Annotated in this window: 18 protein-coding genes, 1 tRNA gene and 1 pseudogene; 12 read left to right on the top strand and 8 right to left on the bottom strand. The window is 70.7% G+C overall.

Annotated elements, in window-relative coordinates:
- Positions 1-15 precede the first annotated feature (15 nt).
- Positions 16-2,586, bottom strand: a complete 2,571-nt coding sequence (locus ABZ078_RS04595) for an FtsX-like permease family protein (RefSeq protein ID WP_356571559.1) — start codon at positions 2,584-2,586, stop codon at positions 16-18.
- The gene (locus ABZ078_RS04590) at positions 2,583-3,371 is read right to left on the bottom strand and encodes an ABC transporter ATP-binding protein (RefSeq protein WP_356571557.1); all 789 of its coding nucleotides are present in this window, start codon (positions 3,369-3,371) and stop codon (positions 2,583-2,585) included. The genes ABZ078_RS04595 and ABZ078_RS04590 overlap by 4 nt, the downstream gene beginning before the upstream one ends.
- 388 nt (positions 3,372-3,759) lie before the next feature.
- Here ABZ078_RS04590 and ABZ078_RS04585 point away from each other — a divergent pair, with 388 nt between their 5' ends.
- Positions 3,760-5,307: an MFS transporter gene (locus ABZ078_RS04585; protein ID WP_356571556.1), complete on the top strand. Its 1,548-nt coding sequence runs from the start codon at positions 3,760-3,762 to the stop codon at positions 5,305-5,307.
- Here ABZ078_RS04585 and ABZ078_RS04580 read toward each other — a convergent pair.
- Positions 5,291-6,199 (bottom strand): endonuclease/exonuclease/phosphatase family protein, encoded by a 909-nt coding sequence (locus tag ABZ078_RS04580; protein ID WP_356571705.1) that lies wholly within the window; start codon positions 6,197-6,199, stop codon positions 5,291-5,293. The two genes, ABZ078_RS04585 and ABZ078_RS04580, sit on opposite strands and share 17 nt — an antisense overlap.
- Before the next feature lie 119 nt (positions 6,200-6,318).
- On the opposite strand from ABZ078_RS04580, the gene ABZ078_RS04575 reads away from it, so the two are divergent.
- Positions 6,319-6,816: a GNAT family N-acetyltransferase gene (locus ABZ078_RS04575; RefSeq protein WP_356571554.1), complete on the top strand. Its 498-nt coding sequence runs from the start codon at positions 6,319-6,321 to the stop codon at positions 6,814-6,816.
- Positions 6,817-7,014: 198 nt separating this feature from the next.
- On the top strand, positions 7,015-7,422 hold the full coding sequence (locus ABZ078_RS04570) for a hypothetical protein (RefSeq protein ID WP_356571553.1): 408 nt from the start codon (positions 7,015-7,017) through the stop codon (positions 7,420-7,422).
- 114 nt (positions 7,423-7,536) lie between these two features.
- Here ABZ078_RS04570 and ABZ078_RS04565 read toward each other — a convergent pair.
- Positions 7,537-7,821 (bottom strand): annotated as a pseudogene (locus ABZ078_RS04565) (helix-turn-helix domain-containing protein); the annotation flags it as partial.
- Here ABZ078_RS04565 and ABZ078_RS04560 point away from each other — a divergent pair.
- The 3 genes from ABZ078_RS04560 (at position 7,747) to ABZ078_RS04550 (ending at position 10,485) form a co-directional block, all read left to right on the top strand.
- Positions 7,747-8,250: a hypothetical protein gene (locus ABZ078_RS04560; protein WP_356571551.1), complete on the top strand. Its 504-nt coding sequence runs from the start codon at positions 7,747-7,749 to the stop codon at positions 8,248-8,250. The pseudogene ABZ078_RS04565 and the gene ABZ078_RS04560 overlap by 75 nt on opposite strands.
- Before the next feature lie 166 nt (positions 8,251-8,416).
- Positions 8,417-8,878 (top strand): DUF485 domain-containing protein, encoded by a 462-nt coding sequence (locus tag ABZ078_RS04555; RefSeq protein ID WP_356571549.1) that lies wholly within the window; start codon positions 8,417-8,419, stop codon positions 8,876-8,878.
- Positions 8,875-10,485 carry a cation acetate symporter gene (locus tag ABZ078_RS04550; protein ID WP_356571547.1) on the top strand — a complete coding sequence of 537 codons (1,611 nt, stop codon included), beginning with the start codon at positions 8,875-8,877 and terminating at the stop codon, positions 10,483-10,485. Before ABZ078_RS04555 ends, ABZ078_RS04550 begins: the two co-directional genes overlap by 4 nt.
- A gap of 120 nt (positions 10,486-10,605) precedes the next feature.
- Here the strand turns inward: ABZ078_RS04550 and ABZ078_RS04545 are convergent, their stop codons facing one another.
- The 3 genes from ABZ078_RS04545 to ABZ078_RS04535 form a co-directional block, all read right to left on the bottom strand.
- Complete coding sequence (locus tag ABZ078_RS04545) at positions 10,606-11,493, bottom strand: cellulose-binding protein (protein ID WP_356571545.1); 888 nt, start codon at positions 11,491-11,493, stop codon at positions 10,606-10,608.
- A gap of 834 nt (positions 11,494-12,327) precedes the next feature.
- Positions 12,328-14,991 carry an SUKH-4 family immunity protein gene (locus ABZ078_RS04540; RefSeq protein ID WP_356571543.1) on the bottom strand — a complete coding sequence of 888 codons (2,664 nt, stop codon included), beginning with the start codon at positions 14,989-14,991 and terminating at the stop codon, positions 12,328-12,330.
- A gap of 8 nt (positions 14,992-14,999) precedes the next feature.
- The gene (locus ABZ078_RS04535) at positions 15,000-15,995 is read right to left on the bottom strand and encodes an SMI1/KNR4 family protein (protein ID WP_356571541.1); all 996 of its coding nucleotides are present in this window, start codon (positions 15,993-15,995) and stop codon (positions 15,000-15,002) included.
- 308 nt (positions 15,996-16,303) lie between these two features.
- Between ABZ078_RS04535 and ABZ078_RS04530 the strand changes: the two genes are divergently transcribed.
- Positions 16,304-16,828, top strand: coding sequence for a YwqJ-related putative deaminase (locus tag ABZ078_RS04530; RefSeq protein ID WP_356571539.1), 525 nt, complete (start codon positions 16,304-16,306; stop codon positions 16,826-16,828).
- An 88-nt stretch (positions 16,829-16,916) separates the two neighbouring features.
- Positions 16,917-17,447, top strand: a complete 531-nt coding sequence (locus ABZ078_RS04525) for an SUKH-3 domain-containing protein (RefSeq protein WP_356571538.1) — start codon at positions 16,917-16,919, stop codon at positions 17,445-17,447.
- A 71-nt stretch (positions 17,448-17,518) separates the two neighbouring features.
- On the opposite strand, the gene ABZ078_RS04520 is transcribed toward ABZ078_RS04525, so the two are convergent.
- A complete protein-coding gene (locus tag ABZ078_RS04520; protein ID WP_356571536.1) occupies positions 17,519-18,850 on the bottom strand; it encodes a histidine kinase in 1,332 nt (443 codons plus the stop codon).
- Between the two features lie 167 nt (positions 18,851-19,017).
- Between ABZ078_RS04520 and ABZ078_RS04515 the strand changes: the two genes are divergently transcribed.
- The 4 genes from ABZ078_RS04515 to ABZ078_RS04500 all read left to right on the top strand — a co-directional run bounded on the left by ABZ078_RS04515 (position 19,018) and on the right by ABZ078_RS04500 (position 22,656).
- Positions 19,018-19,878 carry a helix-turn-helix domain-containing protein gene (locus tag ABZ078_RS04515; RefSeq protein WP_356571534.1) on the top strand — a complete coding sequence of 287 codons (861 nt, stop codon included), beginning with the start codon at positions 19,018-19,020 and terminating at the stop codon, positions 19,876-19,878.
- A 14-nt stretch (positions 19,879-19,892) separates the two neighbouring features.
- Positions 19,893-19,968, top strand: a tRNA-Gln gene (locus ABZ078_RS04510).
- A 123-nt stretch (positions 19,969-20,091) separates the two neighbouring features.
- Positions 20,092-21,540, top strand: coding sequence for a bifunctional UDP-N-acetylglucosamine diphosphorylase/glucosamine-1-phosphate N-acetyltransferase GlmU (gene glmU, locus ABZ078_RS04505; RefSeq protein WP_356571532.1), 1,449 nt, complete (start codon positions 20,092-20,094; stop codon positions 21,538-21,540).
- Positions 21,541-21,675: 135 nt separating this feature from the next.
- The gene (locus ABZ078_RS04500) at positions 21,676-22,656 is read left to right on the top strand and encodes a ribose-phosphate diphosphokinase (RefSeq protein ID WP_356571530.1); all 981 of its coding nucleotides are present in this window, start codon (positions 21,676-21,678) and stop codon (positions 22,654-22,656) included.
- The last annotated feature ends 132 nt before the right edge of the window (positions 22,657-22,788 follow it).

Raw genomic sequence — 22,788 nt, 5'->3', positions numbered from 1 at the left:
CCCCGTATACGGTGGCTACTCGGTCGCGATCGCGTTCAGTACGTTCATCCGGCCCGCCCTGAACGCCGGCACCAGTGCCGCGAACAGGCCCACGAAGGCCGAGCCGATGAAGACGCCGGTGATCGTCGGCCACGGGATCTCCAGGACGTTCAGACCCTCCAGGGCCAGCAGCCGCTGCGCCGTCGCGCCCCAGCCCATCCCGAGTCCCAGGCCCAGCAGGGCGCCGAACAGGGCGATCACCACGGACTCCATGCGGATCATGCGGCGCAACTGGCGGCGGGAGAGCCCGATGGCGCGCAGCAGGCCGATCTCCCGGGTGCGTTCCACCACCGACAGGGCCAGGGTGTTCACCACGCCCAGGACCGCCACGATGATCGCCAGGGCCAGCAGGCCGTAGACCATGTTCAGGAGCTGGCCCATCTGGTCCTTGAGCTCCTGCTTGTAGTCGGTCTGGTCGCGGACCGGGTACTGCGGGTAGTCGTGCAGCGACTTCTTCAGGGCCGCGTACGCCGCCTCCTCCTGGCCGTCCTTCGCCTTGCCGAGCAGCATCTGGCTCTGCGGCATCCGGTCGGCGGGCAGGTACTTGCGCAGCGTCTCGATGCTGATGTAGCGCGCGCCCTGGTCGAAGGAGGTGTCGTCGTCCGTGATGGCCGCGACCTTCAGTTTCGCCGTCTCGCCGCCCTCGAAGGCGACGGTGATGGTGTCGCCGACGTGCACGCCGTGCTTCTTGGCGTAGTCGGATCCGACCGACATGGCGTCCTTGCCGTAGGCGGCGGACAGGGTGCCCTCCGTGGTCGTACGGCGCAGGTCCTCGGCGTACGTCGGGTCGGCGGCCGTGAGCCCCGTGTCGTCGGTCTTGCCGTCCGGCGAGGTCAGCGTGGCGTGGACCTCCTTGGAGCGGGTGACGTGCTCCATGCCCGGCGTCTGCCGCATCGCCTGCTCGGCCTCGGCGACGATCTGCTGCTGGCCGCGCATGACGATGAAGTCCGCACCGACCGACTTGTCGAGCTCGCTCGTCGCCGAGGCGACCATCGAGGAGCCGACCACCGACAGGCAGGCCACCAGCGCGAGACCGATCATCAGGGCGGCGCCCGTGGCGCCGGTGCGGCGCGGGTTGCGCAGGGCGTTGCGCTCGGCCAGGCGGCCCACGGGTCCGAAGGCCCGCAGCAGCACCGCGCTGAGCACCCGGACCACGCCGCCGGCGAGCAGCGGGCCGATGACGACGAAGCCGATCAGGGTCAGCACCACGCCGCCGCCCAGCATCAGCGCGCCGTCGCTCGCCTTGTCGGCGGTGGCGGCCGCGAACAGGGCGAAGGCGCCCGCGCCGGTCAGCACCAGTCCGACCAGGCCGCGGATCCGGCCCGCCTTGCCGTCGGCCGGCGTACCGGCGTCGCGCAGGGCGGCCATCGGGGAGACCTTGCCGGCGCGGCGGGCGGGCAGGTAGGCGGCCAGCACCGTCACCACGACGCCCAGGATCAGGCCGACGACCGGGGTCGTCGCCTTCACCGTCAGGTCGTCGGTGGACAGGTTCATGCCGGCCATCGACATGAGCTTCATCAGGCCGATCGCGATGCCGACGCCGGCACCCACGCCCAGCACGGATCCGACGAAGCCGAGCAGCAGCGCCTCCACCAGCACGGACCGGTTGACCTGCCGGCGCGAGGAGCCGATCGCCCGCATGAGGCCGATCTCGCGGGTGCGCTGGGCGACCAGCATCGAGAAGGTGTTGATGATCAGGAAGACGCCCACCAGGAACGCGATACCGGCGAAGCCGAGCATGGCGTACTTGATGATGTTCATGAACTCGCCGACGTCCTTGCGGTTCTCGTCGGCGGTCTCCTTGGCCGTCTGGATCTTGTACGAGCCGTCCAGGGCCTGCGCGATGTCCTGCTTGAGCCTGGCGTCGCTCACGCCGTCCGCCGCGGTGACCGAGATCTGCGTGAAGCGGCCGGTGGCGCCGAGCAGGGTGCGCTGGGCGGTCTCGGTGTCGAAGTAGACGACGGCCGCGCCCGGGTTGGTGACCTTCCAGGAGGCTATGCCGACGATCCGCGCGCGGATGTCGCCGGTGGCGGCGATGGTGCGCAGTTCGTCGCCGAGCTTCAGGTCGTGCTTGTCGGCGGTGTCCGCGTCGACCATGACCTCGGTGGGGCCGCGCGGGGCGTGCCCGGAGGTGATCTCCATGGACTTCAGGTCGTTGTCGGTCCAGTTGCCGGCGAAGGTGGGCGCTCCGGTGGAGGAACCCATGTTCTTGTTCTCGGAGTCGACGACGGTCACGCTCGTCGAGGCGACAGCGCCCGCCGCCTTCTCGACGCCGTCGACGGCCGCGACCTGCTCCACGGTGGAGGCGGGCAGCGAACTGGGCCGGCCCGTGCCGTCGCCGTCGTCCTCGTCCCCGGCGTCCTTGGCGCTGACGGTGACGTCGGACGAGGTGACCGCGAAAAGCTTGTCGAAGGTGGTGTTCATCGTGTCGGTGAACACCAGCGTCCCGCACACGAAGGCGACGGACAGGAGCACCGCCACCGCCGACAGGGCCATGCGCCCCTTGTGCGCGAGGAAGTTGCGCAGGGAGGTCTTCAGGACGGTCATGACGTACGCCCCCGGGCGTCGAAGTCCTTCATGCGGTCCAGGACGGCCTCGGCGGTCGGCTTGTACATCTCGTCGACGATGCGCCCGTCGGCGAGGTACAGCACCCGGTCCGCGTACGAGGCGGCGACGGGGTCGTGCGTGACCATCACGATGGTCTGCCCGAGTTCGTCGACGGACCTGCGCAGGAAGCCGAGGACTTCGGCGCCGGCCCGGGAGTCGAGGTTTCCGGTGGGCTCGTCACCGAAGATGATCTCGGGGCGGGCGGCGAGGGCGCGGGCCACGGCGACGCGCTGCTGCTGACCGCCGGAGAGCTGGGTGGGCCGGTGCTTGAGCCGGTCGGACAGGCCCACGGTGTCGACGACGCGCCCCAGCCACGCCCGGTCGGGCTTGCGGCCCGCGATGTCCATCGGCAGCGTGATGTTCTCCAGCGCGTTGAGCGTCGGCAGCAGGTTGAACGCCTGGAAGATGAAGCCGATCCGGTCCCGGCGCAGCTGGGTGAGCTTCTTGTCCTTCAGCCCGGTGATCTCGGTCTCGTCGAGGTAGATCTGTCCGCTGCTGACGGTGTCGAGCCCGGCGAGGCAGTGCATCAGGGTGGACTTGCCGGACCCGGAGGGGCCCATGATCGCGGTGAACTGGCCACGCGCGATGTCCACGTCGACATGGTCGAGGGCGACGACACGGGTCTCCCCCGACCCGTACGCCTTGACGACCTGCCGCGCCCGCGCGGCAACGGCCGTACGCCCTCCAGTACCCCCGTGCCTGGGAATGGTCACAGCCGATGTCACGGTATGTCTCCTAAGTCGGTCATCAAATGAATCTGTCGCACCGGTCGTTCGGCGGGTGAATCACGAGGACTGGTACGACGGTCAGTCTCGCGGCGGGAGAGGGTCCTGCGCGCTGGTGCGCAACCCCCTCTTGTGCGGGGGAAAACCCCACCCCCGCGGGTTCGGTCAGCCGCCCCCCAGCGGCGTGAAGCCAGATTAAGGACGCCCCCCCTGCCCTCTCGTCCTCCGGCGGTACCAACCCTCCCCGAGACGTAGTACGGAGGTCCCCCTAGGGGCTCTCCCCCTTCCGGTGGAGCCCGCCTCGGGGTCGCCTCCCCCCTCGGGCCCATCCAGGCTCCACCCTCCCGCAACGTGAAGGTCAAGTGGGAAGCTGATCCGCGGGATATGGATGCAAGGGGAAACCAAAAGGGAGAGGACTCCGGTGGGCCGCACGACACCCGCGACAGGCGACACCGCACAGCACACCGGAACCGACAAGCGCGCGGCCGTGGTAGCGGCTCTGATGCTCGCGATGGCGCTGGCCGCGCTCGACTCCACCATCGTCTCCACCGCCGTACCGCAGATCGTCGGTGACCTCGGCGGCTTCTCGGTCTTCTCGTGGCTGTTCTCCGGATACCTGCTCGCCGTGACCGTGACCCTGCCGGTGTACGGCAAGCTCTCCGACACCTTCGGCCGCAAGCCGGTGCTGATCGCGGGCGCGGCGCTGTTCCTGCTGGGTTCGCTGCTGTGCGCGGTGGCCTGGAACATGGGGGCGCTGATCGCGTTCCGGATCGTGCAGGGGCTGGGCGGCGGCGCCCTGCAGGGCACGGTGCAGACGCTGGCCGCCGACCTGTACCCGCTGAAGGAACGCCCGAAGATCCAGGCCAAGTTGTCCACGGTGTGGGCGGTGTCGGCGGTGGCCGGGCCGGGGCTGGGCGGGGTCCTGGCGGCGTACGCGGACTGGCGCTGGATCTTCCTGATCAACCTGCCGATCGGGGCGGTGGCGCTGTGGCTGATCGCGCGGCACCTGCACGAGCCGAAGCGTGCCCCGGACCCGGACGCGTCGGCCACGCGCGCGCGTGTCGACTGGGCGGGCGCGCTGGCGGTGTTCACGTGCGGGGGCGTGCTGCTGACGGCGCTGGTGCAGGGCGGGGTGGCCTGGCCGTGGCTGTCGGGACCCTCGATCGCCCTGTTCGGTACGGGACTGGCGCTGGCGGCGGTCGCGGTGTGCGTGGAGCGCCGGGCGGCCGACCCGATCATCCCGGGCTGGGTGTGGCGCCGCCGGACGATCGCGGCGGTGAACCTGGCCCTGGGCGCGCTGGGGCTGCTGATGGTGGCGCCTACGGTCTTCCTGCCGACGTACGCCCAGTCGGTCCTCGGACTGGCTCCGGTGGCGGCCGGATTCGTGCTGTCCGTCTGGACGTTGAGCTGGCCGGTGTCGGCGGCGTTCAGTCAGCACGTGTACCGCAGGATCGGGTTCCGCAACACGGCGATGCTGGGGATCGGGGCGGCGTCGCTGATCCTCCTCGCGTTCCCGTTCCTGCCGTATCCCGGGCAGCCGTGGCAGCCGGCGCTGCTGATGCTGTTGCTGGGCGCGGCGCTGGGGCTGTTCCAACTGCCGCTGATCGTGGGCGTGCAGTCGACGGTGGGCTGGTCGGAGCGGGGAACGACGACGGCCTCGGTGCTGTTCTGCCGGCAGACGGGTCAGACGGTGGGCGCGGCGGTCTTCGGCGCGGTGGCGAACGGCGTACTGGCGTCCCGGCTCGGCGGCGCGAGCGACCTGGACTCGGTGACCCGGGCGCTGGACTCGGGCACGCCCCCGGAGGTGACGAGGCGGGCCATCGCCGACGCGGTGCACGCCGTGTACCTGGGGGCGTCGTGCGCGGCGGCACTGGCCTTCGTGGTGCTGTTGCTGCTGGCGCCGAGGCGGTTTCCCGTCCTCAAGGACCCGGCGTGACACGGGCGGCGACCGGCAGATGGTCGCTGCCGGTGGCGGGCAGCGTGCGGATATGACCGACCGTCGCCGCGCGGGCCATGACCTGGTCGATGCGGGCCAGTGGCACAGCGGCGGGGAAACTGAGGGCGAAGCCCCGCTCCGCCACGTTCATCCGTGAGGTGAGCGGGGCCAGCCCGCGGTCGTCGACCGTGCCGTTGAGGTCCCCCATCAGCACCACCGTCCGCAGCTTCTCGGCGGCGACGGCCTCGCCCAGCAGGCCGGCGCTCTCGTCGCGCCAGGAGGACGCGAGGCCGCTCGCCCGGATCCGGACCGAGGGCAGGTGCGCGACGTAGGCCGCGAGGTCACCGTGCGCCGTGTGGACGACGACCCGCAGCCCGCGACTCCAACCCTCCCCGATCCCCCGGGGTTTGATGTCCACCGCCCGGGCACCGGTGAGCGGATGCCTCGACCAGAGTCCGACGGTGCCCCGGACCGCGTGGTACGGAAAACGCGGGGCGAGCGTCTTCCGGTAGACCGGCAGCGCCCGGGGCACCACCTCCTCCAGCGCGATGAGATCGGGCTCGGCGTCGGCCAGGGCACGGGCCGTGCCCGCCGGATCGCCGTTCTCGTCACTGACGTTGTGCTGCACCACGAGCAGGTCGTGCGCGCCGGGCTGCGGCGCGGGCAGCAGCAGCCCGCCGAAGAGGTGCGTCCAGGCCGCCACCGGCAGCAGCAGGGCCACCAGCGCGACGGCCGAACGGCGCACCAGGGCCAGGCCGAGCAGCACCGCGATGACGGCGCCGAGCCAGGGCAGAAAGGTTTCCACCAGACTGCCCAGGCGCCCCACGGAGTTGGGTACGGCCCGGTGGAACGCCAGCAGCCCGCCCGTCAGTACGGCGAGCGCCGCGAGCATCCGCCCCCGCGCCGGCCACCGCGTCCTCGCCGCCCACACTGTCGATGTCACGCTTCCCAGGACGAGCCGCCGGGGAAAACAGTTTCGGACGGACGCCTCGGTGTCCCTATCCTGCGCCCATGGTGAAGTTGGAGCGGCTACGGGCCGACCACGCGGACGCCCTGCTGGCCTTCGAGCGGGAGAACCGGGAGTACTTCGCCCGGTCGATCCCGGATCGCGGGGACGCCTACTTCGCCGACTTCCCCGCACGGCACCAGGCGTTGCTGGCCGAACAGGACGCCGGGATCTGCCACTTCCACGTCGTGCTGGACGGCGCGGGGCGCCTCGTCGGCCGCGTGAACCTGGTCGACGTCGAGGACGGTTCCGCGGAACTCGGTTACCGCGTCGGCGAACGCGCGGCGGGCAAGGGGGTCGCCTCGGCGGCGGTCGCGGAGGTGTGCCGGGTGGCCGGGACGGCGTACGGGCTGACGTCGCTGGTCGCCGTCACCACCCTGGACAACCTCGCCTCCCGGGCGGTCCTGGAGCGCAACGCCTTCGCCGTCGTGGAAGACGGGGCAGACATCGTCGTGGGCGGCCGGCCCGGGCTCCGCTACCGGCGCTCGCGTCTCGGGCACTGACGGCGCACGCATTGTGCGCACATCGAGCGGGCGGCGAAGGCCGGATCGCTTGTTCCAACTGTTTACCGCGTGACCATCCGCCGGTTCCGTACGCGTCGAGAGTGACAGCTACGATCCGCCGGTATTTGACACCTGGTGATCGACCCAGAGCTGAATCGGTCGACGTCACACCAATGGGGAGGGCTTATGGGTTCCAGAATGCGAACGATCCGCATCGGCATGGTGAGCGTGGGGGCGGCTCTGACGCTGGGCGCGGTGGCAGCACCGGCGACGGCCGAGCCGCAGCGGACCACGGAGGCCGTCCAGACGCAGGCCGAGGCCGCCCCCGCGCCGACGGGACTCGCCTACACCTACGACGCCGCCAGCCAGACCGTGACGGTCACCTGGGACCCCAAGGACCCGGCGGACACCATCACCCGCAATTACCGCCCGGGCTCGTGCGGTCCGACGCCGCAGCACCCCTGCTTCATTTCCTCCCAGGTCATCCTGGGCAACTCCTTCTCTTTCAAGAAGGCGCCCAACACCGCTCCCGCATACGTCAAGATCTACGCCGAGAACGCCACCCACCAACTCACCGGCTCCCAGGTCCTGACCGTCACTGTCTGACCAGGTAGTACTCCACTGCCGTACGGCGGCCACTCCAGTGCGGATGTCCTGGGTCAGCCATCGCTGGGTGGCGGGGTCTTGTGCGTCGCATGGTTCGTCGGTCAGGCCCTCCAGCCGGTCCCGGACGAAACAGGCCCGCCACCGGCTCACCGTGTGCGCCTCAACGCCAAGCCGGGCCGCAACGTCCTTGCTCGAAGCGCCGGTTGCGCTCTCCAGCACAGTCCGGCACCGCAAAACAGGGCTTGGAGGGAGACGTGCCGCTCGCCCGGGACTTCGGCCCGCTGCTACGACGTCATGGGGCGCCGGATCGGTGAGAGGGCAGCGGTGTCCGCCTCGCCGGATCCGGTGTACGTCGTCTCGCGCGCCGCGCCCCCCGCCGCACCGGCCTCCCCGGCCCACCCTCGCCCCGGCCTCCGCCCCGGCCCTCTCTCCCCCGCCGAACACATCGTCCTCAGCCAGCGCTACGCCGCCCGCGACGCCGCTCCCGGCAAGGACAACGGCGACGCACCACCGCCGTACGGCTACCGCCTGGGCCGTCGTACGCGCATGACCGTCGACGTCTACAACTTCGGTGACTCAGGGCGGCAGGTGACCGTCACGGCGCGGGCGATGGGGGCGGGCTGGTCGGTTCGGGCGGTGGGCGGCGCGCGTGTGTGGGTGCCGGCCGGGGGACGCGCCGGCGTGGAGTTCGTGGTCGTCGCGGGGCGTTCGGTGCCCCGCGGGACGGACCATCGGCTGGCTTTCGGGGCGCGGCTCGACGACGGGGGCGAGGTGCCTGGCAGCGTGGCGTTGGTTCACCTGAGACAGGCACTGGGTCAACCGCGGTGACACCCCAGGTCTGACACGGTTCGGTGAAGTATGCGCATACCGACCGCTCAGTTTGGTGAAACCCCCGCGCACGCCCCGTACTCCGAAGTAACGTGCGTGGCTCGCCCGCCCCCCACACACTCCCTGCGGTCCGCCCGCCGGACCCGAGTCACGCAAGGAGCACGGGATGTCCCCGTCCAACGACCCGTCACCGTACCCGTACGGCCGAGGTGACGCGTCACCGTCGTACGCCACCTACCCCTGGCAGCCCCCCGCCCCTCCCCAGCCGCCTCCACCCCCGCACCACCGGACCCCGGACCATCCGCTCCTCGGCCACCACAGCGACCTGCGCATCCTGCGCACCGCCTACCGCTGGCAGCGGCGCGTGGCGACGCTCACCGCGCTCGGGTACTTCACGGTGTTCCTGGTCCTGTCCGCCGTCGCGCCCGGGTTCATGACGAGCACCCTCACCGACGGACTGCCCACCGGTCTGCTGCTCGCGCTGCTCCAACTGCCCGTGACCTGGCTGGCGATCTGGCTGTACGAGCACACCGCCCGCCGTCACGTCGACCCGCTCGCGGACCGCATCCGCAAGGAGGCCGCGGTGGACGCCAGGCGCGAGGCCGGCAAGCGGGGGACGCGGCGATGACGGACTTCAGCGGAGACGCGCAGGCGACGTCGCTGGTCGCGTTCTGTGCCGTGGCCACGATCACGCTGCTGCTGTGCGTGATGACGGGCCCGGACCGGGACGACCTCGACGAGTTCTACACGGGCTACAGCTCCCTGTCGCCCGTGCGCAACGGCCTGGCGATCGCGGGCGACTACATCAGCGCGGCGACCGTACTGGGCACGACCGGCGTGATCGCGCTGTGCGGTTACGACGGGATCGTGCTGGCGCTGAGCACGGCCCTGTCGCTGATGCTGCTGATGTTCCTGCTGGCCGAACCCCTGCGCAACGCCGGGCGGTTCACGATGGGCGACGCGCTGGCACGCCGCATGCCCGGGCGGGGCGTGCGGATCGCGGCGTGCGCGGTGACGCTGGCCGCGCTGCTGCCGCTGATGCTGGTGCAACTGGCCGGCACAGGGCAGTTGCTGGCGTTCATCCTGGGGTTCTCGGGCGAGTCCTTCCAGACCGGGTGCATCGTCGGTCTGGGCGTGCTGATGATCAGTTACGCGGCGATCGGCGGGATGAAGGGCACGGCCCTCATCCAGATCCTGAAGATGGTGATGCTGCTCGGGTCGGGCGCCGTGGTCGCCGTCCTGGTGCTGGACCGGTTCGACTGGGATCCGACCGCGCTGTTCAGCGCGGCGGCGCGGCAGAGCGGGGTCGGCTCGGCGTTCTTGGAGTCGGGCCTGCAGTTCGCGGGCGGGCCGTATCCCCGCCTCGACATGATCAGCTCCCAGCTCGCGGTCGTCCTCGGCGGCGCGTGTCTGCCGCACATCACGATGCGTATGTACACCGCGAGCGGCGCTCGTCAGGTGCGGCGCTCGATGTCGTGGGCGGTGTCGAGCGTGGCGGTGTTCGTGCTGATGATCACGGTGGTCGGCTTCGGCGCGACCGCGCTGATCGGCCGGGAGGCCATCGCCGGGGCGGACCCGCAGGGCAACACCGCCTACCTGCTGGGCTCCAGGGCCGCGTTCGGCGCCGAGGTCTCGAACGCGGAGACCCTCCTGTTCACGGCGGTCACCACGGCCATCTTCCTGACCGTGCTCGCCTCGGTCGCGGGCATGATCCTCGCCTGCGCGAACTCCCTCGCCCACGACGTGTTCGCCACACGGCTGCGGGAACTGTCCGGACGCCGCGAGATGGCGCTGGCACGGCTGTCGGCACTGGCGGTGGGCGTTCCGGCGATCATTCTGGCCACGATGGTCCAGCACCGCAGCCTGCAACCGCTGGTGACCCTGTCCTTCACCCTGGGCGCCTCCGCCATCGCCCCGGCCCTCGTCTACAGCCTCTTCTGGCGCCGGTACACGCGAGCCGGGCTGCTGTGGACGCTGATCGGCGGCTCGGTGGTGGTGCTGGCGCTGATGCCGGGGACCAATCTGGTGTCCGGGTCGCCCGTCTCCGCCTTCCCCGACGCCGACTTCAACTGGTTCCCGTTCACGACACCGGGGCTGGTGTCGATTCCGGCCGGGTTCGCCCTCGGCTGGCTGGGCACGGTCGTCTCGGGGCGGCGGCAGACGGAGGAGCACCGGCGGCAGTACGAGGCCGTGGAGGGGTGGATTCTGGCGGGGGCGGCACGCAGGGGTGGTTGACGGCCGGGAGCGGCGGCTCGGGGGTGTCGTCGCGGTCGTTGACGTCGGGGGCGGTGACCTTCGGCGGCAGCGGCAGCGGCAGCGGCAGCGGCTTTCAACGAGGGCGATCGGCGGTGGCGGTCATTCCCTGACCGCCTGCCCCGTCAGTGCCGTCAGGCTGTTGCGCATCTGACCGATGTGCGCCCGTACGTCGTCCCACATCGCCTGGTGCTCGCACAGCACCCGCTCCGTCTCCCGGGCGATCTGGTCCGCCCGCCGCCGGGCCTCCGCGAGCACCTCCGCCGCTCGCGCCCGTGCCTTCTCCTGCAACCGCTCCGCCGAAGCCTCCGCATCCGCCAACTCCTGCTTCGCCTCGGCCAACGATGCCTCGGCCCGCGCCACCCGCTCCTCCTCCGCCGCCTCCAGCGCGGCCAGCCGTTCCACGGCCTCCCGCTCCACCTCCGCCCACCGCCGCGCCTGCTCCTCGGCCTGCTCGGCCTGCAACCGGGACGTGCGCTGCCGTACCTCGCGCAGCGCCCCGAGCTCCTCCCCGCGTCCCTCCTTCACCGCGCGCCGGGAGGAGATACGGATCTCACCCGCCTCGGCGCGGGCCGCGCTCAGCCTCTGCCGGGCGTACTCGTCGGCTTCGGCGCCCATGGCGTCGGCGTGCGCCTGGGCCGCGTCGCGCACGCCGTCCGCGTGCGCCTGGGCCGCGTCCATCAGGCGCCGCGCCTCCTGCCGCGCGCCCTCCCGCACCGCCTCGGCCTCCTCCCGCACCAGCTCGAAGATCTGCCGCGCCCGCTCTCCGAGCGTCTCGTACGTCTGCGGGGCGAGCTGCGCCACCACCTCCCGCAGCCGCTCCGCCTCGGCGTCCATCTCCTTGGCCAGCACGGTGAGCCGGGCGGCTCGTTCCCAGGCGGCATCACGGTCGCGGAAGAGGGCGTCGACGTAGGCGTCGACCTGTTCGGGACGGTAGCCACGTCCTCGTACGACCACGAAGTCGTGGGGCGAGACCGGTGCGCTGCTCATCCTGGAACCCCTTTCCACCGAACGGATGCGAAATGATGATTTAGCGCACATCTTGATGTATCGGACAGAAGCGTTCATAACGCGACACTCCGCGCGCGGGAGCCGGCCGCGCGCTGCGGAGGTCAAGAAGTGCAGGTGAAAGGAGGTGGAGGAGGGGGTGACGGGAGGGAGGAAGGAGAGAGGTGGGAGGAGAGCAGTGGGGCGAGGTGCGCGGAGGGCCGGGGGCGGGGCCTCGGAGCGCGCGGACCCAGGGCGGGAGGGCGCAAGGGTGCGGCAACTCAAGGCGCGCAGGGCCGGGAATGAGGCTCGTGACGCGGAGACCGCTGACGAGGCGGTCCGGGGAACGGAGGCGGTTGAAGGCACGTAGACCCAGAGCGTGGGGCCGAGGGGCGCGAGGCAGAGGAGGGCGGGCCGGGTTGAGGGCCACCGGGCCGGGGAGGAGGAGGGCCGGGTTGAGGGCCGCCCGGCCGAGGGGCCGAGGAGTGCGGAGCTGCGGACGCGCGGACCGAGGGCGCGCAAGCCTGGCGCACAAGCCCAGGGACCCAGGGGACCAGGGCGCCGAGATCTCAAGAGGCGCAAGGGCTCCCAGGCGCAAGGACTCAGCGGTGCGGGGACTCAGCGACGCGGGAGACCCCGGCGATACGACGACCCATCGACACGGAGACCGATCCCTGCGACGCAGGCGAAAGGCCGACCGGCCCCGGCGACGCAGGCGAAAGGCCGGCCCCGGTCTCACGCAACCGGGGCCGGCCCTTTCACGCCTCCCGCGCGTCGCCGCCAGCGGCGGTCAGGTGGCGGTCAGGTGGCGGCGCTACGACAAGTGAGCGGACGGCGTCACAGCAGCCCGTCCCACATCTGCTCCAGCAGCACCGACCACCAGCTCTCCGGCGATCCGAGCGCCGCCGGGTCGAGGGCGGCGAGCTGGGCCTGGAAGTCGACGGTCCAGCGGCCCGCCTGCTCCGGGTTCAGGCCGAAGCGCAGCCGCCACATCCGGCCGAGCAGCGCCAGGCAGCGCTGGAACTCGGGCAGACCCGTGTTCACGAACTGCGGCGGTACGGGCGCACCACCCGGCCCCGCCTCCACCGGCACGGCGACGATGTGCGCCGTGCCGTACTGCACACAGATCGCCTTGCCGAAGTCGCTGCCCATCACGAGGTACGAGCCCGCGTCCGACGCCGGCTGCACCCCACGCTCCTGCGCCAGCTCCGCCAGCGTCGGAACCGGCCGCCCCGGCTGGGCCTGCGCCCAGAAGAACGGACCCATGTCCATCGGCAGGCCCCCGACCACCAGGCTGTGCGCCACGACCGGCGGCACACCCTGCCGGGACACGGCGGCCTGCTCGAACCGGAAGATCCCCGGCCCGAACGCCCCCGCCAGCTCCTGCGCCACACCCTCCGGCGGAATCGGCGGCGCCGACTGCACCTGCGGAAGCGGGGCGCGGACCGGCGCCGGCCGGGCAGGACCGTCGGCCACCTGATGCAACTCGCCTTGGTGCGCGAGGAGTTGCTGCATACCCTGCTGCCGGCTCGCGTGATCCCTGCCGTACGGCGCGATGGACGTGATCCGCGCCTGCGGCCACTGCTCCCGGATCATCCGCGCGCAGTAGGCGCCCGGCAGCTCGCACGACTCCAACTCGGTGTGCAGCTCCAGGACCTGGTCCGGGGGCACGTTCATGCTCCGCAGCTCGTGGAAGATCTGCCACTCCGGGTGCGGCGTGCCCGGCGCCGAACGCCGGATCAGCTGCTGCTCCGACCCGTCCTGCGCGCGGTAACGCAGCACAGCCTGATAGCCGGGGCCGACGGTCGGCTGACCGGTGGGCTGCTGCGGGTAACCGTACGCCGGAGGCTGCCCCGGCCCGGGCTGACCGTGCGGCGCCGGAACGGCACCGGGCGGCATCGGGGGTTGCGGGGGTTGCGGGGCACCGGGCGGCATGCCGGGGGCGCCGGGCGGCATGCCGGGAGCGCCGGGGGCTCCGGGGGCTCCGGGGGCTCCGGGGGCTCCGGGGGCTCCGGGCGGTGTGGGGACGCCGAGAGCACCGGGCACCGGGGGTACGCCAGGCGCGCCGGGAGCGCCGGGAGCCGCGGGTACGCCGGGAGCGCCGGGCGGCTGCGGCGGCGGAGGCACACCGGGGCCGCCGACCGGCGGCGCGGACAGCACGGTCTCCGCATGGTGAACGCCACCTCGGTCCCCGCCCGCGGAGCCCTGGGCGCCAGGCCCACCAGGCATGCCGGGGGCACCGGGAGGCTGAGGGGCACCGGGCGTGCCGGGGGCACCCGGAGCCCCGGGCGGGCTGGGGACGCCAGGCGGCTTCGGCGCACCAGGTACACCGGGGGCACCCGGAGGCGGCGGAGGACCGCCCATCCGACTGGGGTCGGCCAACACCGTGGCGGCCTGGTGCACACCGCCCGCAGGCGTACCACCGGGCACACCGGGCAGGTCAGGAGCACCGGGCGGCCGCGGAGCCCCCGGCCCGGCAGCACCCTCAGACCCATCGGGTCCCAACGCCGACACGAGCTGCGTCGGAACGTACCCACCGGCAGACGCACCCGCCGCACCCGGAGGAGGAGGCGTGCTCCCCGCACCCGGCGCGGGAACCCCGGGCGGAGGCGTGCTGCCCTGCGGCGCACCACCCTGCGTCGCCTTCGCACCCGGCGCGTTCGGATCGCCGACCGCCGGCTCGACCGCCGTCGGCGGAAGCTGGCTGCCGCCCGACATCAGCGCTGTATCGGCATCCGGCACCACAGGAGCGGGCGCAATGTCGTCGGAGCTCAACGGCGGCGCGAACACCGTCTCCGGCAACGGCACGGAACGGTCCTCACCCGGATCGGCGTTGGTGTCCGTCCCCGCCCACGGAGTCGCCCCCTCAGGCACACCGGGCACCCCCGGCGGAGGAGTCGCCGAAGACCCCGCCGGCACCCCGCCCTGCGTCCCACCAAGCGCCCCGGCACCGGACGTACCACCGCCCGCACCCCCGGCCACACCAGAACCGGAACCAGAACCGGAACCAGAACCAGAACCAGAACCTGCAGCACCCGCACCCGCACCGGACTCCGCACCACCGCCGGCCCCGGAACCCGCGCCCGGACCCGAACCCGCGCCCGAACCCCCGTCCCGCCGATCCGGAACCCCCATCCGATCCGCCGCCTCCTGCAACCACTCCGGCGGAGTCAGCAAGAACGACGTCTGGTTCAGATCCATCCGAGCCGGAGCAGCCGGCGCCGGCTCGGCCACCGCTCCCCCGAGGCCGTACTCCTCCTCGTACCGGCGAATCACCTCACCCACCGGCAACCCGGGCCACAGCGTCGCCTCCCCGCTGTCCCGCGCGATCACCAGCCGCTGCCCGCCCCCGTCCGAACGCGGCCCGTCCGCACGATCCTCGGCCCACACCACGAACCCGAGCTCGAACTCCCGCACCCGCACTTCACGATGCTGGTACGACGGCACATCCCCGTTGATCCACTCTTCCGCGCGCTCCTGCGCCTGCGCGAACGTCACCATCGCGAAGCTCACTCCCCCACAGCCGCGGCAGCCACGGGCACCGCACGCGCGAACCCACCGTCCACCATCAGATTCGCCACCGTCTCCAACTCCGGCGGAGAACCCGCCAGTCGGGACAGAAACGCGTCGAAGTCCTCACCACACGGCAGCAGCAACCGCTCCACCCGCTCCGCCGCCGACCACGCCGGATCCACATCCCGCGCATCGTCATACGCGCAGAACCACACCGAACCGACCCGGTCGCCACGCACCTTCACGGCCAGCAACCCGCCCTGCACGAACCCGACACCCAAATAATCCTTGGTCAGATGGTCCCGCAGACACTTGTTGACATAGACCAGGTCGTTGACCGCCGCCTCGTCCCGGACCGTGAAAAAAGGCTGATCGACCAGCAGGCCCAACTCCGCGTCCAAAGCCGTCCCCACCGGAGCACAGCCACCCGCCGCCTTCAGAAACGACCGATACGCACCCGGCAGCCGATACCCGAGGTCCTCCTCGACCCCCAGCACCTGCGACTCCGTCACCGCCACACCCGACTTCGGCAACCGGAAATGCGCCGGCCGCGTCTCCTGCAACGGCCGCGTCCCCCGCTTGTCCTGATCCACCGTCGACGTGGCGATCCCACCGTGATGCCGCAGCAACGCCTTCACCTCGACCGGCACCAACTCCAGCCGCCGCGCACCCACCACGTGATGCCACGTCCAGCCGTGCGGCGTCGCCACCGCCGGCACCGTGTCCCACAGATCGTGCCCCGACGCCGCCAGCGCCGCGTTCGCCGACACATAGTCCGTCAGCCGCAACTCGTCGACACCGAAACCCTCCGGCGGCTCCGCGATCTCCGCCGCCGCCCGCGCATACGGCGAGAAGTCGGGATAACCACCCTCGTCGACCCGTACTCCTCTCGGGTGACGGGCCGCCCGCACCGGATCCGGGAAATGCACGACCTGCCCGGCGTAGGCCGCGTTCGGCGGCGCGGCTTGCTGCCCGAGCCGACCTGTCGTCATGGCGGTAGCCCCCTGCGGCGTTCTGACACGGCCCGCCACGACCACTCTCGGTCACAACGGCCTCGTATCGACTGTCTCGTCTGCCTCCACGCGTCACCGCATGGAAAGCGGTGCCGACAGCCTATGCGGTACGACGACACCGGTCACCGGCACCGGCCACGCCCCCTCCGCTTCCGTGACCAGCCGTCACCCCGCCGTGACAGCCCGCCCCAACCCGGGCGTGTCGCACCGCCCCAGCTTCCCCACCCACTACGCCATTTGGCACTCTGTGACCTCCAAGAGCATGCCCGGGGGATGCTCGGGAGGGGATGATGATCATGAACGCGACGCAGACAGGCCCACACGCAGCCAGGTCCGGCGACCCCCGCATCAGCTGGAGCGCCACCGAAAACCCCCACGCACCCACCCTGCGCCACCGCCGCGACGGCATACTCCCCACCGTCGCCGCCGCCCTCTCCGTCCGCGGCGCCACCCTCACCGGCACCGCCGCCCGCGGCGACCAACCCCCCGCCCTGCACCACCTCGTCCAGGACTTCCTCGACACCCTCACCAGCGGCCAACGCGACCGCTTCACCGGCCGCTGCGCCGAGACCATCCTCATCTCACGCCACATCGCCGCCGCCGACGCCGCCCGCAGCAAACGCGCCGCCCGCAAACCCATGACCAACGGCGAAGCCCGCAAAGCCCTCAAACAGGCCAAACTCACCGCCCGCCGCATCCGCGAGGACGGCGACCCCCTCCACGGCAGCTTCGCCGCCCCCTGCCGCGCCTGCACCGCCCTCAGCGCCCACTTCGGCGTCCGCATCGTCGACCCCACAGCCACCGACGACTGACCCACCGACCACCCACCAGCAAGACCGCACCCCCGCCGGACGGCCACACACCACCGCACCCCCGGCGCACTCGACGAACGAAGGGCAGATGCACACCGACCGCACCTCCTCCCCCAGTCTCGGCTCCGCTCGACCGGGGGGACCCCCATCCCGCTTCCCCGTCCCCGTCGACGCCGCCCTGCGCGCCGCCGGCTGGCAACCCGGACGCTGGGACATCAAACAAGCCGAGATCTGGGCCGACACCCTCCGCGAACACACCTCACCGGCCGGCCACCGCCACGCCGTCTTCCCCGCCGCCGTGGAAGCCTGGGCCGAATTCGGCGGCCTCCACCTCACCCCCACCGGCCCCGGCCGCCAGGTCGCCCCCGCACACCTCCACTTCGACCCCCTCCACGGCCTCCACATGGCCCGCACCCTCGGCGACCTCGGCCGCGCCCTCGACACCGAGGTCTGCCCCCTCGGCGCCGAAACCGACACCCAGGCCATCCTCGCCATCGACACCGAAGGCCGCGTCTACACCCTCGACCACACCGGCGACTGGTACCTCGGCCCCGACATCGACCAAGCCCTCGCCGGACTCGTCGCAGGCATAGAACCCGTACGCCTCACAGCGGGCTGACACCCCACAGAGCACCGGCCACACAGCACCGGCCACACAGCACCGCAGCACACCCAGCGACAGCGCGGACGCTACGCCGCCGGAATCACCGCCGACACCCGAAAACCCCCCGCATCCGTCGGCCCCGACACAAACACCCCACCCAGCGCCACGACCCGCTCCCTCATCCCCACCAAGCCATTACCCCCCGACGGCAACCCCGCCGACGACGCCGACGACAACTCCGGCGGCGGCTCGTTCTCCACCTGCATCGCGATCTCCGACACCCGATGCGCGAGCCGCACATGCGTCTTCGCCCCCGCCGCATGCTTGTGGACGTTCGTCAACGCCTCCTGCACCACCCGGAACGCCGTCTGCTCGACCACCGGCGCATACGAACGCGACTCCCCCTCCACCGACAGATCCACCACCATCCCCGCGGCGGCCGACTGCCCGATCAACTCGTCCAACTCCGACAGACAAGGCCCCTCCCCAGCCCCCTCGTCCCCACCGAACACCTCCCGCTCAGCAGCCGCAGCGGCCGCGACCCCCACCGCGGCAAGCGGCACGACAGACCGCTGCTCCCGCTCCGCACCGCCCCCACTGCGCAGCACCCCGAGCATCTCCCGCAACTCCGTCAACGCCTGCCGACCCATGTCCCCCACGAGCGCGGCATTCCTCACCGCCTTCTCCGGATCCTTGCGCGCGACCGCCTGAAGCGCGGCCGCGTGCACGACCATCAGGCTCACCCGATGGGCCACCACGTCGTGCATCTCCCGCGCGATCCGCGTCCGCTCCTCGCCCCGCGCCCACTCCGCCCGCTCCTCGGCCCGCTCGGCGAGCAGCTGAAGCTCCCGCTCCAGACTGTCCGCCCGCTCCCGCAGACTCTCCATGAGCCGCCGCCGGGCCCCCACATACAGCCCCAGCAGCAACGGCGGCGCGGTCACCCCGAGCGCGGTGGTGACGGAGACCACCGGAACCATCCAGTCCTCGAAGGCCGGGTTCCCCCGCGCCGTGGCCTGCCGCACCCACACGAACGTCACGATCAGCATCCCGACGAACGACATCCCCGCGAGCGAGGCGATGATCCGCCGCGGCAGCTCGGAGGCGGCGAGGGTGTACATGCCGACGATGCCCATGAGGATCCCCATCTGGGCGGGCATCACAGCGATCGACACCAGCACGACGGCGATGGGCCACCGCCGCCGCACCACGAGCACCGACCCGGCCAGAACCCCGAAAACGACCCCCGCGGCCAACGGGATCCTCGCATCCTGAGCGAACCGGAACCCCTCCACTCCGCACTCCAGCGCGGACGCGACGGCCAGACTCACGTCCAGCACCGCCGCCCGCAACCTGCCCCACCACCACGGCCCCGCCCCCGGTGGCGGGTGCCCGGCGTGATCTTCCCCCGTCGTGGTCATGCCTCCAGCCTACGGGCGGACGTGCCCCGTTTTCCGGCGAGTTTCGCGGACTGGCCTACACCACAGCGCGTGACCGAACATAAGCAAAACCACCCGATATCCCTCGAACTGCTGAATCGCTCACCGTTCGACCCCGGAAGCGATCATTCCGGCCGGACGGTATGCCTATGGCACATCCACAGGGCAAATACGCCGACTTCGAAGGACTGCGGGAGCGGGCGGTGGCGCTGCGGCGGCAGGGCTACAGCCTTCGGCAAATCCGCGATGAGTTGAAGATCTACAACAACGACATCCTCAACCAGCTGGTGAAAGGGGAGCCACCACCGGAGTGGACGAAACGACCGAACGCCAAGGACGACCTCCGGGCGAGGGCACGCGAGCTACGCCTCCAGGGCTGGACGTACGACCAGATCGAGGCGGAGCTGGGCTGCTCCAGGAGTTCGGTGTCACTGTGGGTGCGAGATCTGCCCAGGCCCAAGCCTCGCTACACGCCGGAGGAACAACGAGCCCTCATGCAGGAAGGGCTGGCAAAGCGGCGCGCGGCGGACAACGAGGAGCGCAGGAGGACCAAGCTCGGAGCTCACCGGGAGATCGACGAGCTGACGGACCGCGAGCTTTTCCTGGCCGGGGTCGCGCTGTACTGGGCCGAGGGCTCCAAGAGCAAGCCCTACGACCGCCGAGAGCGGGCCATCTTCGTCAACAGCGACCCAGGTGTGATCCAGACTTACCTTGCTTGGCTGGACCTGCTCGATGTGGACCGGGAGCGCCTACGCTTCCGCCTGCTCATCCATGAGTCGGCGGATGTCGACGCCGCACACCGGTTCTGGGCGGAGATCGCTGACATCGACGTCTCGATCTTCGCCAAGCCGACGCTCAAGAAGCACAACCCGAAAACGGTCCGCAAGAACACCGGTGACGACTACCACGGCTGCCTGGTCATCGGCGTGGCACGCAGCGCCGATTTGTACAACCGCATCGAGGGCTGGTGGAGCGGCATCGTGTCCCACGCGCAATCACGTCTCCGGTAAGGTCTGAGTCGCTGTCCCCCGTGGTGTAACTGGCAGCACACTGGTTTTTGGTACCAGCAGGACAAGGTTCGAATCCTTGCGGGGGAGCCACAGCACACAAGACCTCGGTTCGGGCCCTGACAGCCAAGTCAGGGCCCGCTCCCATGTCCCCCACGAATCGCCCCGGTATCCTGCGGATGTCACCCCACCCCCTCCACAGCCGAAGGGCATCCCGTGAGCGCCATTCGCCCGGCAGCCGTCGTCGTTCTCGCAGCGGGTGAGGGCACCCGTATGAAGTCGGCCACACCGAAGGTCCTGCACGAGATCTGCGGACGCAGCCTCGTGGGGCATGTGCTCGCCGCCGCGCGTGAGTTGCGGCCCGAGAACCTGGTCGTGGTCGTGGGCCACGCGCGGGAGAAGGTCGCCGCGCATCTCGCCGAGGTCGACCCCGGCGTACGTACCGCCGTGCAGGCCGAGCAGAACGGCACCGGGCATGCCGTGCGGATGGCCTTGGAGGAACTCGGCGGCACCGTCGAGGGGACCGTCGTCGTCGTATGCGGCGACACTCCCCTCCTCACCGGCGAGACCCTCACCCACCTCGCCGCCACCCACTCCGCCGACGGCAACGCCGTCACCGTGCTGACCGCCGAGGTCCCGGACGCGACCGGGTACGGGCGGATCGTGCGGGACGGGGCGTCCGGGGCCGTGACGGCGATCGTGGAGCACAAGGACGCGACCGAGGCGCAGCGGGCGGTCCGGGAGATCAATTCGGGGGTGTTCGCGTTCGATGGGCGGTTGCTGGCGGATGCGCTGGGCAAGGTTCGTACGGACAACAGTCAGGGTGAGGAGTACCTGACGGATGTGCTCGGGATTCTTCGGGAGGCCGGTCATCGGGTCGGTGCGTCGGTCGCGGGGGATCATCGGGAGATCGTTGGTATCAACAACCGGGTGCAGTTGGCGGAGGCGCGTCGGATTCTCAATGACCGGCTGCTGACCCGCGCGATGCTCGACGGTGTCACTGTGGTGGACCCGGCGACGACCTGGGTCGATGTGACGGTGTCGTTCGAGCAGGACGCGGTTGTCCATCCGGGGACGCAGTTGCAGGGGGCCACTCACCTGGGTGAGGGTGCGGAGGTCGGGCCGAATTGCCGGCTGAGGGATACGCGGGTGGGTGCCGGTGCTCGTGTGGACACCACGGTGGCGGATGGTGCTGTGGTGGGGGCGCAGGCGAGTGTGGGGCCGTTCGCCTATCTGCGGCCGGGTACGCGGTTGGGTGCGAGGGGCAAGATCGGTACGTATGTGGAGACGAAGAACGCGTCGATCGGTGAGGGGACGAAGGTGCCTCATCTGTCGTATGTCGGTGACGCGAGTATCGGTGAGTACACGAACATCGGTGCGGCGAGTGTGTTCGTGAACTATGACGGACAGGACAAACACCACACGACGATCGGTTCGCACTGTCGTACCGGTTCGGACAACATGTTTGTGGCTCCTGTCACGGTCGGGGACGGTGCCTATACGGCTGCGGGCTCTGTGATCACGAAGGATGTGCCGCCCGGTTCGCTGGCTGTGGCCCGTGGTCAGCAGCGGAATATCGAGGGTTGGGTGGCTCGTAAGCGTCCGGGCAGTGCGGCTGCGAAGGCGGCTGAGGAGGCCTCTCGTCAGGGTGGGCGTGAGGACTGACCGGAAACCGGTGCGTCAAACACGGCGTACCGTGATAAGTGCATACCCGCACCCCACCAGCTGAGACGGCTTCCCGCACCCAGCCGGGACTGCCTGCTCGACACCCAGCTGCGACACCTCTGAGGAGACTGTGCTGTGACCGGGATCAAGACGACCGGCGAGAAGAAGTTGATGTTCTTCTCCGGCCGCGCCCACCCCGAGCTTGCCGAGGAGGTCGCCCAGCAGTTGGGTGTCGGGGTTGTCCCGACGAAGGCCTTCGACTTCGCCAATGGCGAGATTTATGTGCGTTATCAGGAGTCGGCGCGTGGTGCGGACTGTTTCCTGATCCAGAGCCATACGGCTCCGATCAACAAGTGGATCATGGAGCAGTTGATCATGATCGACGCGTTGAAGCGTGCGTCGGCTCGTTCGATCACGGTGATCGTGCCGTTCTACGGTTACGCGCGCCAGGACAAGAAGCACCGTGGGCGTGAACCGATTTCGGCGCGCATGATCGCGGATCTGATGAAGACGGCCGGTGCCGATCGGATCCTGACGGTGGATCTGCACACGGACCAGATCCAGGGTTTCTTCGACGGGCCGGTGGATCATCTCTTCGCGCTTCCGCTGCTGGCGGACTACGTGGGTGCCAAGGTCGACAAGGAGAAGTTGACGGTCGTCTCGCCGGATGCCGGCCGGGTGCGGGTGGCGGACCGTTGGTGTGATCGTCTTGGGGCTCCGCTCGCGATCGTGCACAAGCGGCGGGACAAGGACGTGGCGAACCAGGTGACCGTCCATGAGGTCGTGGGTGAGGTCAAGGGTCGGGTGTGTGTCCTGGTGGACGACATGATCGACACGGGTGGCACGATCTGTGCGGCGGCGGACGCGTTGTTCGCGCATGGTGCCGAGGACGTGATCGTGACGGCGACCCACGGTGTGCTGTCCGGGCCCGCCGCCGACCGGCTGAAGAACTCGCGGGTGAGTGAGTTCGTGTTCACGAACACGCTGCCGACGCCGGGTGAGCTGAGCCGGGATCTGGACAAGTTGACGGTGTTGTCGATCGCGCCGACGATCGCGAGTGCGGTGCGTGAGGTGTTCGAGGACGGCTCGGTGACGAGTCTGTTCGACGAGCAGTAGGGATCCGAGCGGTAGAGATCCGAGCGGTAGAGATCCTTTTGGGTGCGGCCTCCCTGTCCGAGTAGACTGCTGCAGTTGCTCGGCGAGGGAGGCCGTACCCGTTTGTTTTCCGGGTGTCGGCGGTCCGTTATC

The sequence above is a fragment of the Streptomyces sp. NPDC006385 genome (genome assembly GCF_040612485.1).
GTDB lineage: Bacteria > Actinomycetota > Actinomycetes > Streptomycetales > Streptomycetaceae > Streptomyces.
Note: the sequence above shows the minus strand (reverse complement) of the source record. Positions and strands in the feature narration are given on the sequence as shown.

Bases quoted from the DNA above. Each gene is read 5' to 3' on its own strand.
- ABZ078_RS04595 (WP_356571559.1), bottom strand. From the start codon at position 2,586: ATGACCGTCCTGAAGACCTCCCTGCGCAACTTCCTCGCGCACAAGGGG.
- ABZ078_RS04585 (WP_356571556.1), top strand. From the start codon at position 3,760: ATGCAAGGGGAAACCAAAAGGGAGAGGACTCCGGTGGGCCGCACGACA.
- ABZ078_RS04580 (WP_356571705.1), bottom strand. From the start codon at position 6,199: ATGCTCGCGGCGCTCGCCGTACTGACGGGCGGGCTGCTGGCGTTCCAC.
- ABZ078_RS04575 (WP_356571554.1), top strand. From the start codon at position 6,319: ATGGTGAAGTTGGAGCGGCTACGGGCCGACCACGCGGACGCCCTGCTG.
- ABZ078_RS04570 (WP_356571553.1), top strand. From the start codon at position 7,015: ATGCGAACGATCCGCATCGGCATGGTGAGCGTGGGGGCGGCTCTGACG.
- ABZ078_RS04555 (WP_356571549.1), top strand. From the start codon at position 8,417: ATGTCCCCGTCCAACGACCCGTCACCGTACCCGTACGGCCGAGGTGAC.
- ABZ078_RS04550 (WP_356571547.1), top strand. From the start codon at position 8,875: ATGACGGACTTCAGCGGAGACGCGCAGGCGACGTCGCTGGTCGCGTTC.
- ABZ078_RS04545 (WP_356571545.1), bottom strand. From the start codon at position 11,493: ATGAGCAGCGCACCGGTCTCGCCCCACGACTTCGTGGTCGTACGAGGA.
- ABZ078_RS04540 (WP_356571543.1), bottom strand. From the start codon at position 14,991: ATGGTGACGTTCGCGCAGGCGCAGGAGCGCGCGGAAGAGTGGATCAAC.
- ABZ078_RS04535 (WP_356571541.1), bottom strand. From the start codon at position 15,995: ATGACGACAGGTCGGCTCGGGCAGCAAGCCGCGCCGCCGAACGCGGCC.
- ABZ078_RS04530 (WP_356571539.1), top strand. From the start codon at position 16,304: ATGATGATCATGAACGCGACGCAGACAGGCCCACACGCAGCCAGGTCC.
- ABZ078_RS04525 (WP_356571538.1), top strand. From the start codon at position 16,917: ATGCACACCGACCGCACCTCCTCCCCCAGTCTCGGCTCCGCTCGACCG.
- ABZ078_RS04520 (WP_356571536.1), bottom strand. From the start codon at position 18,850: ATGACCACGACGGGGGAAGATCACGCCGGGCACCCGCCACCGGGGGCG.
- ABZ078_RS04515 (WP_356571534.1), top strand. From the start codon at position 19,018: ATGGCACATCCACAGGGCAAATACGCCGACTTCGAAGGACTGCGGGAG.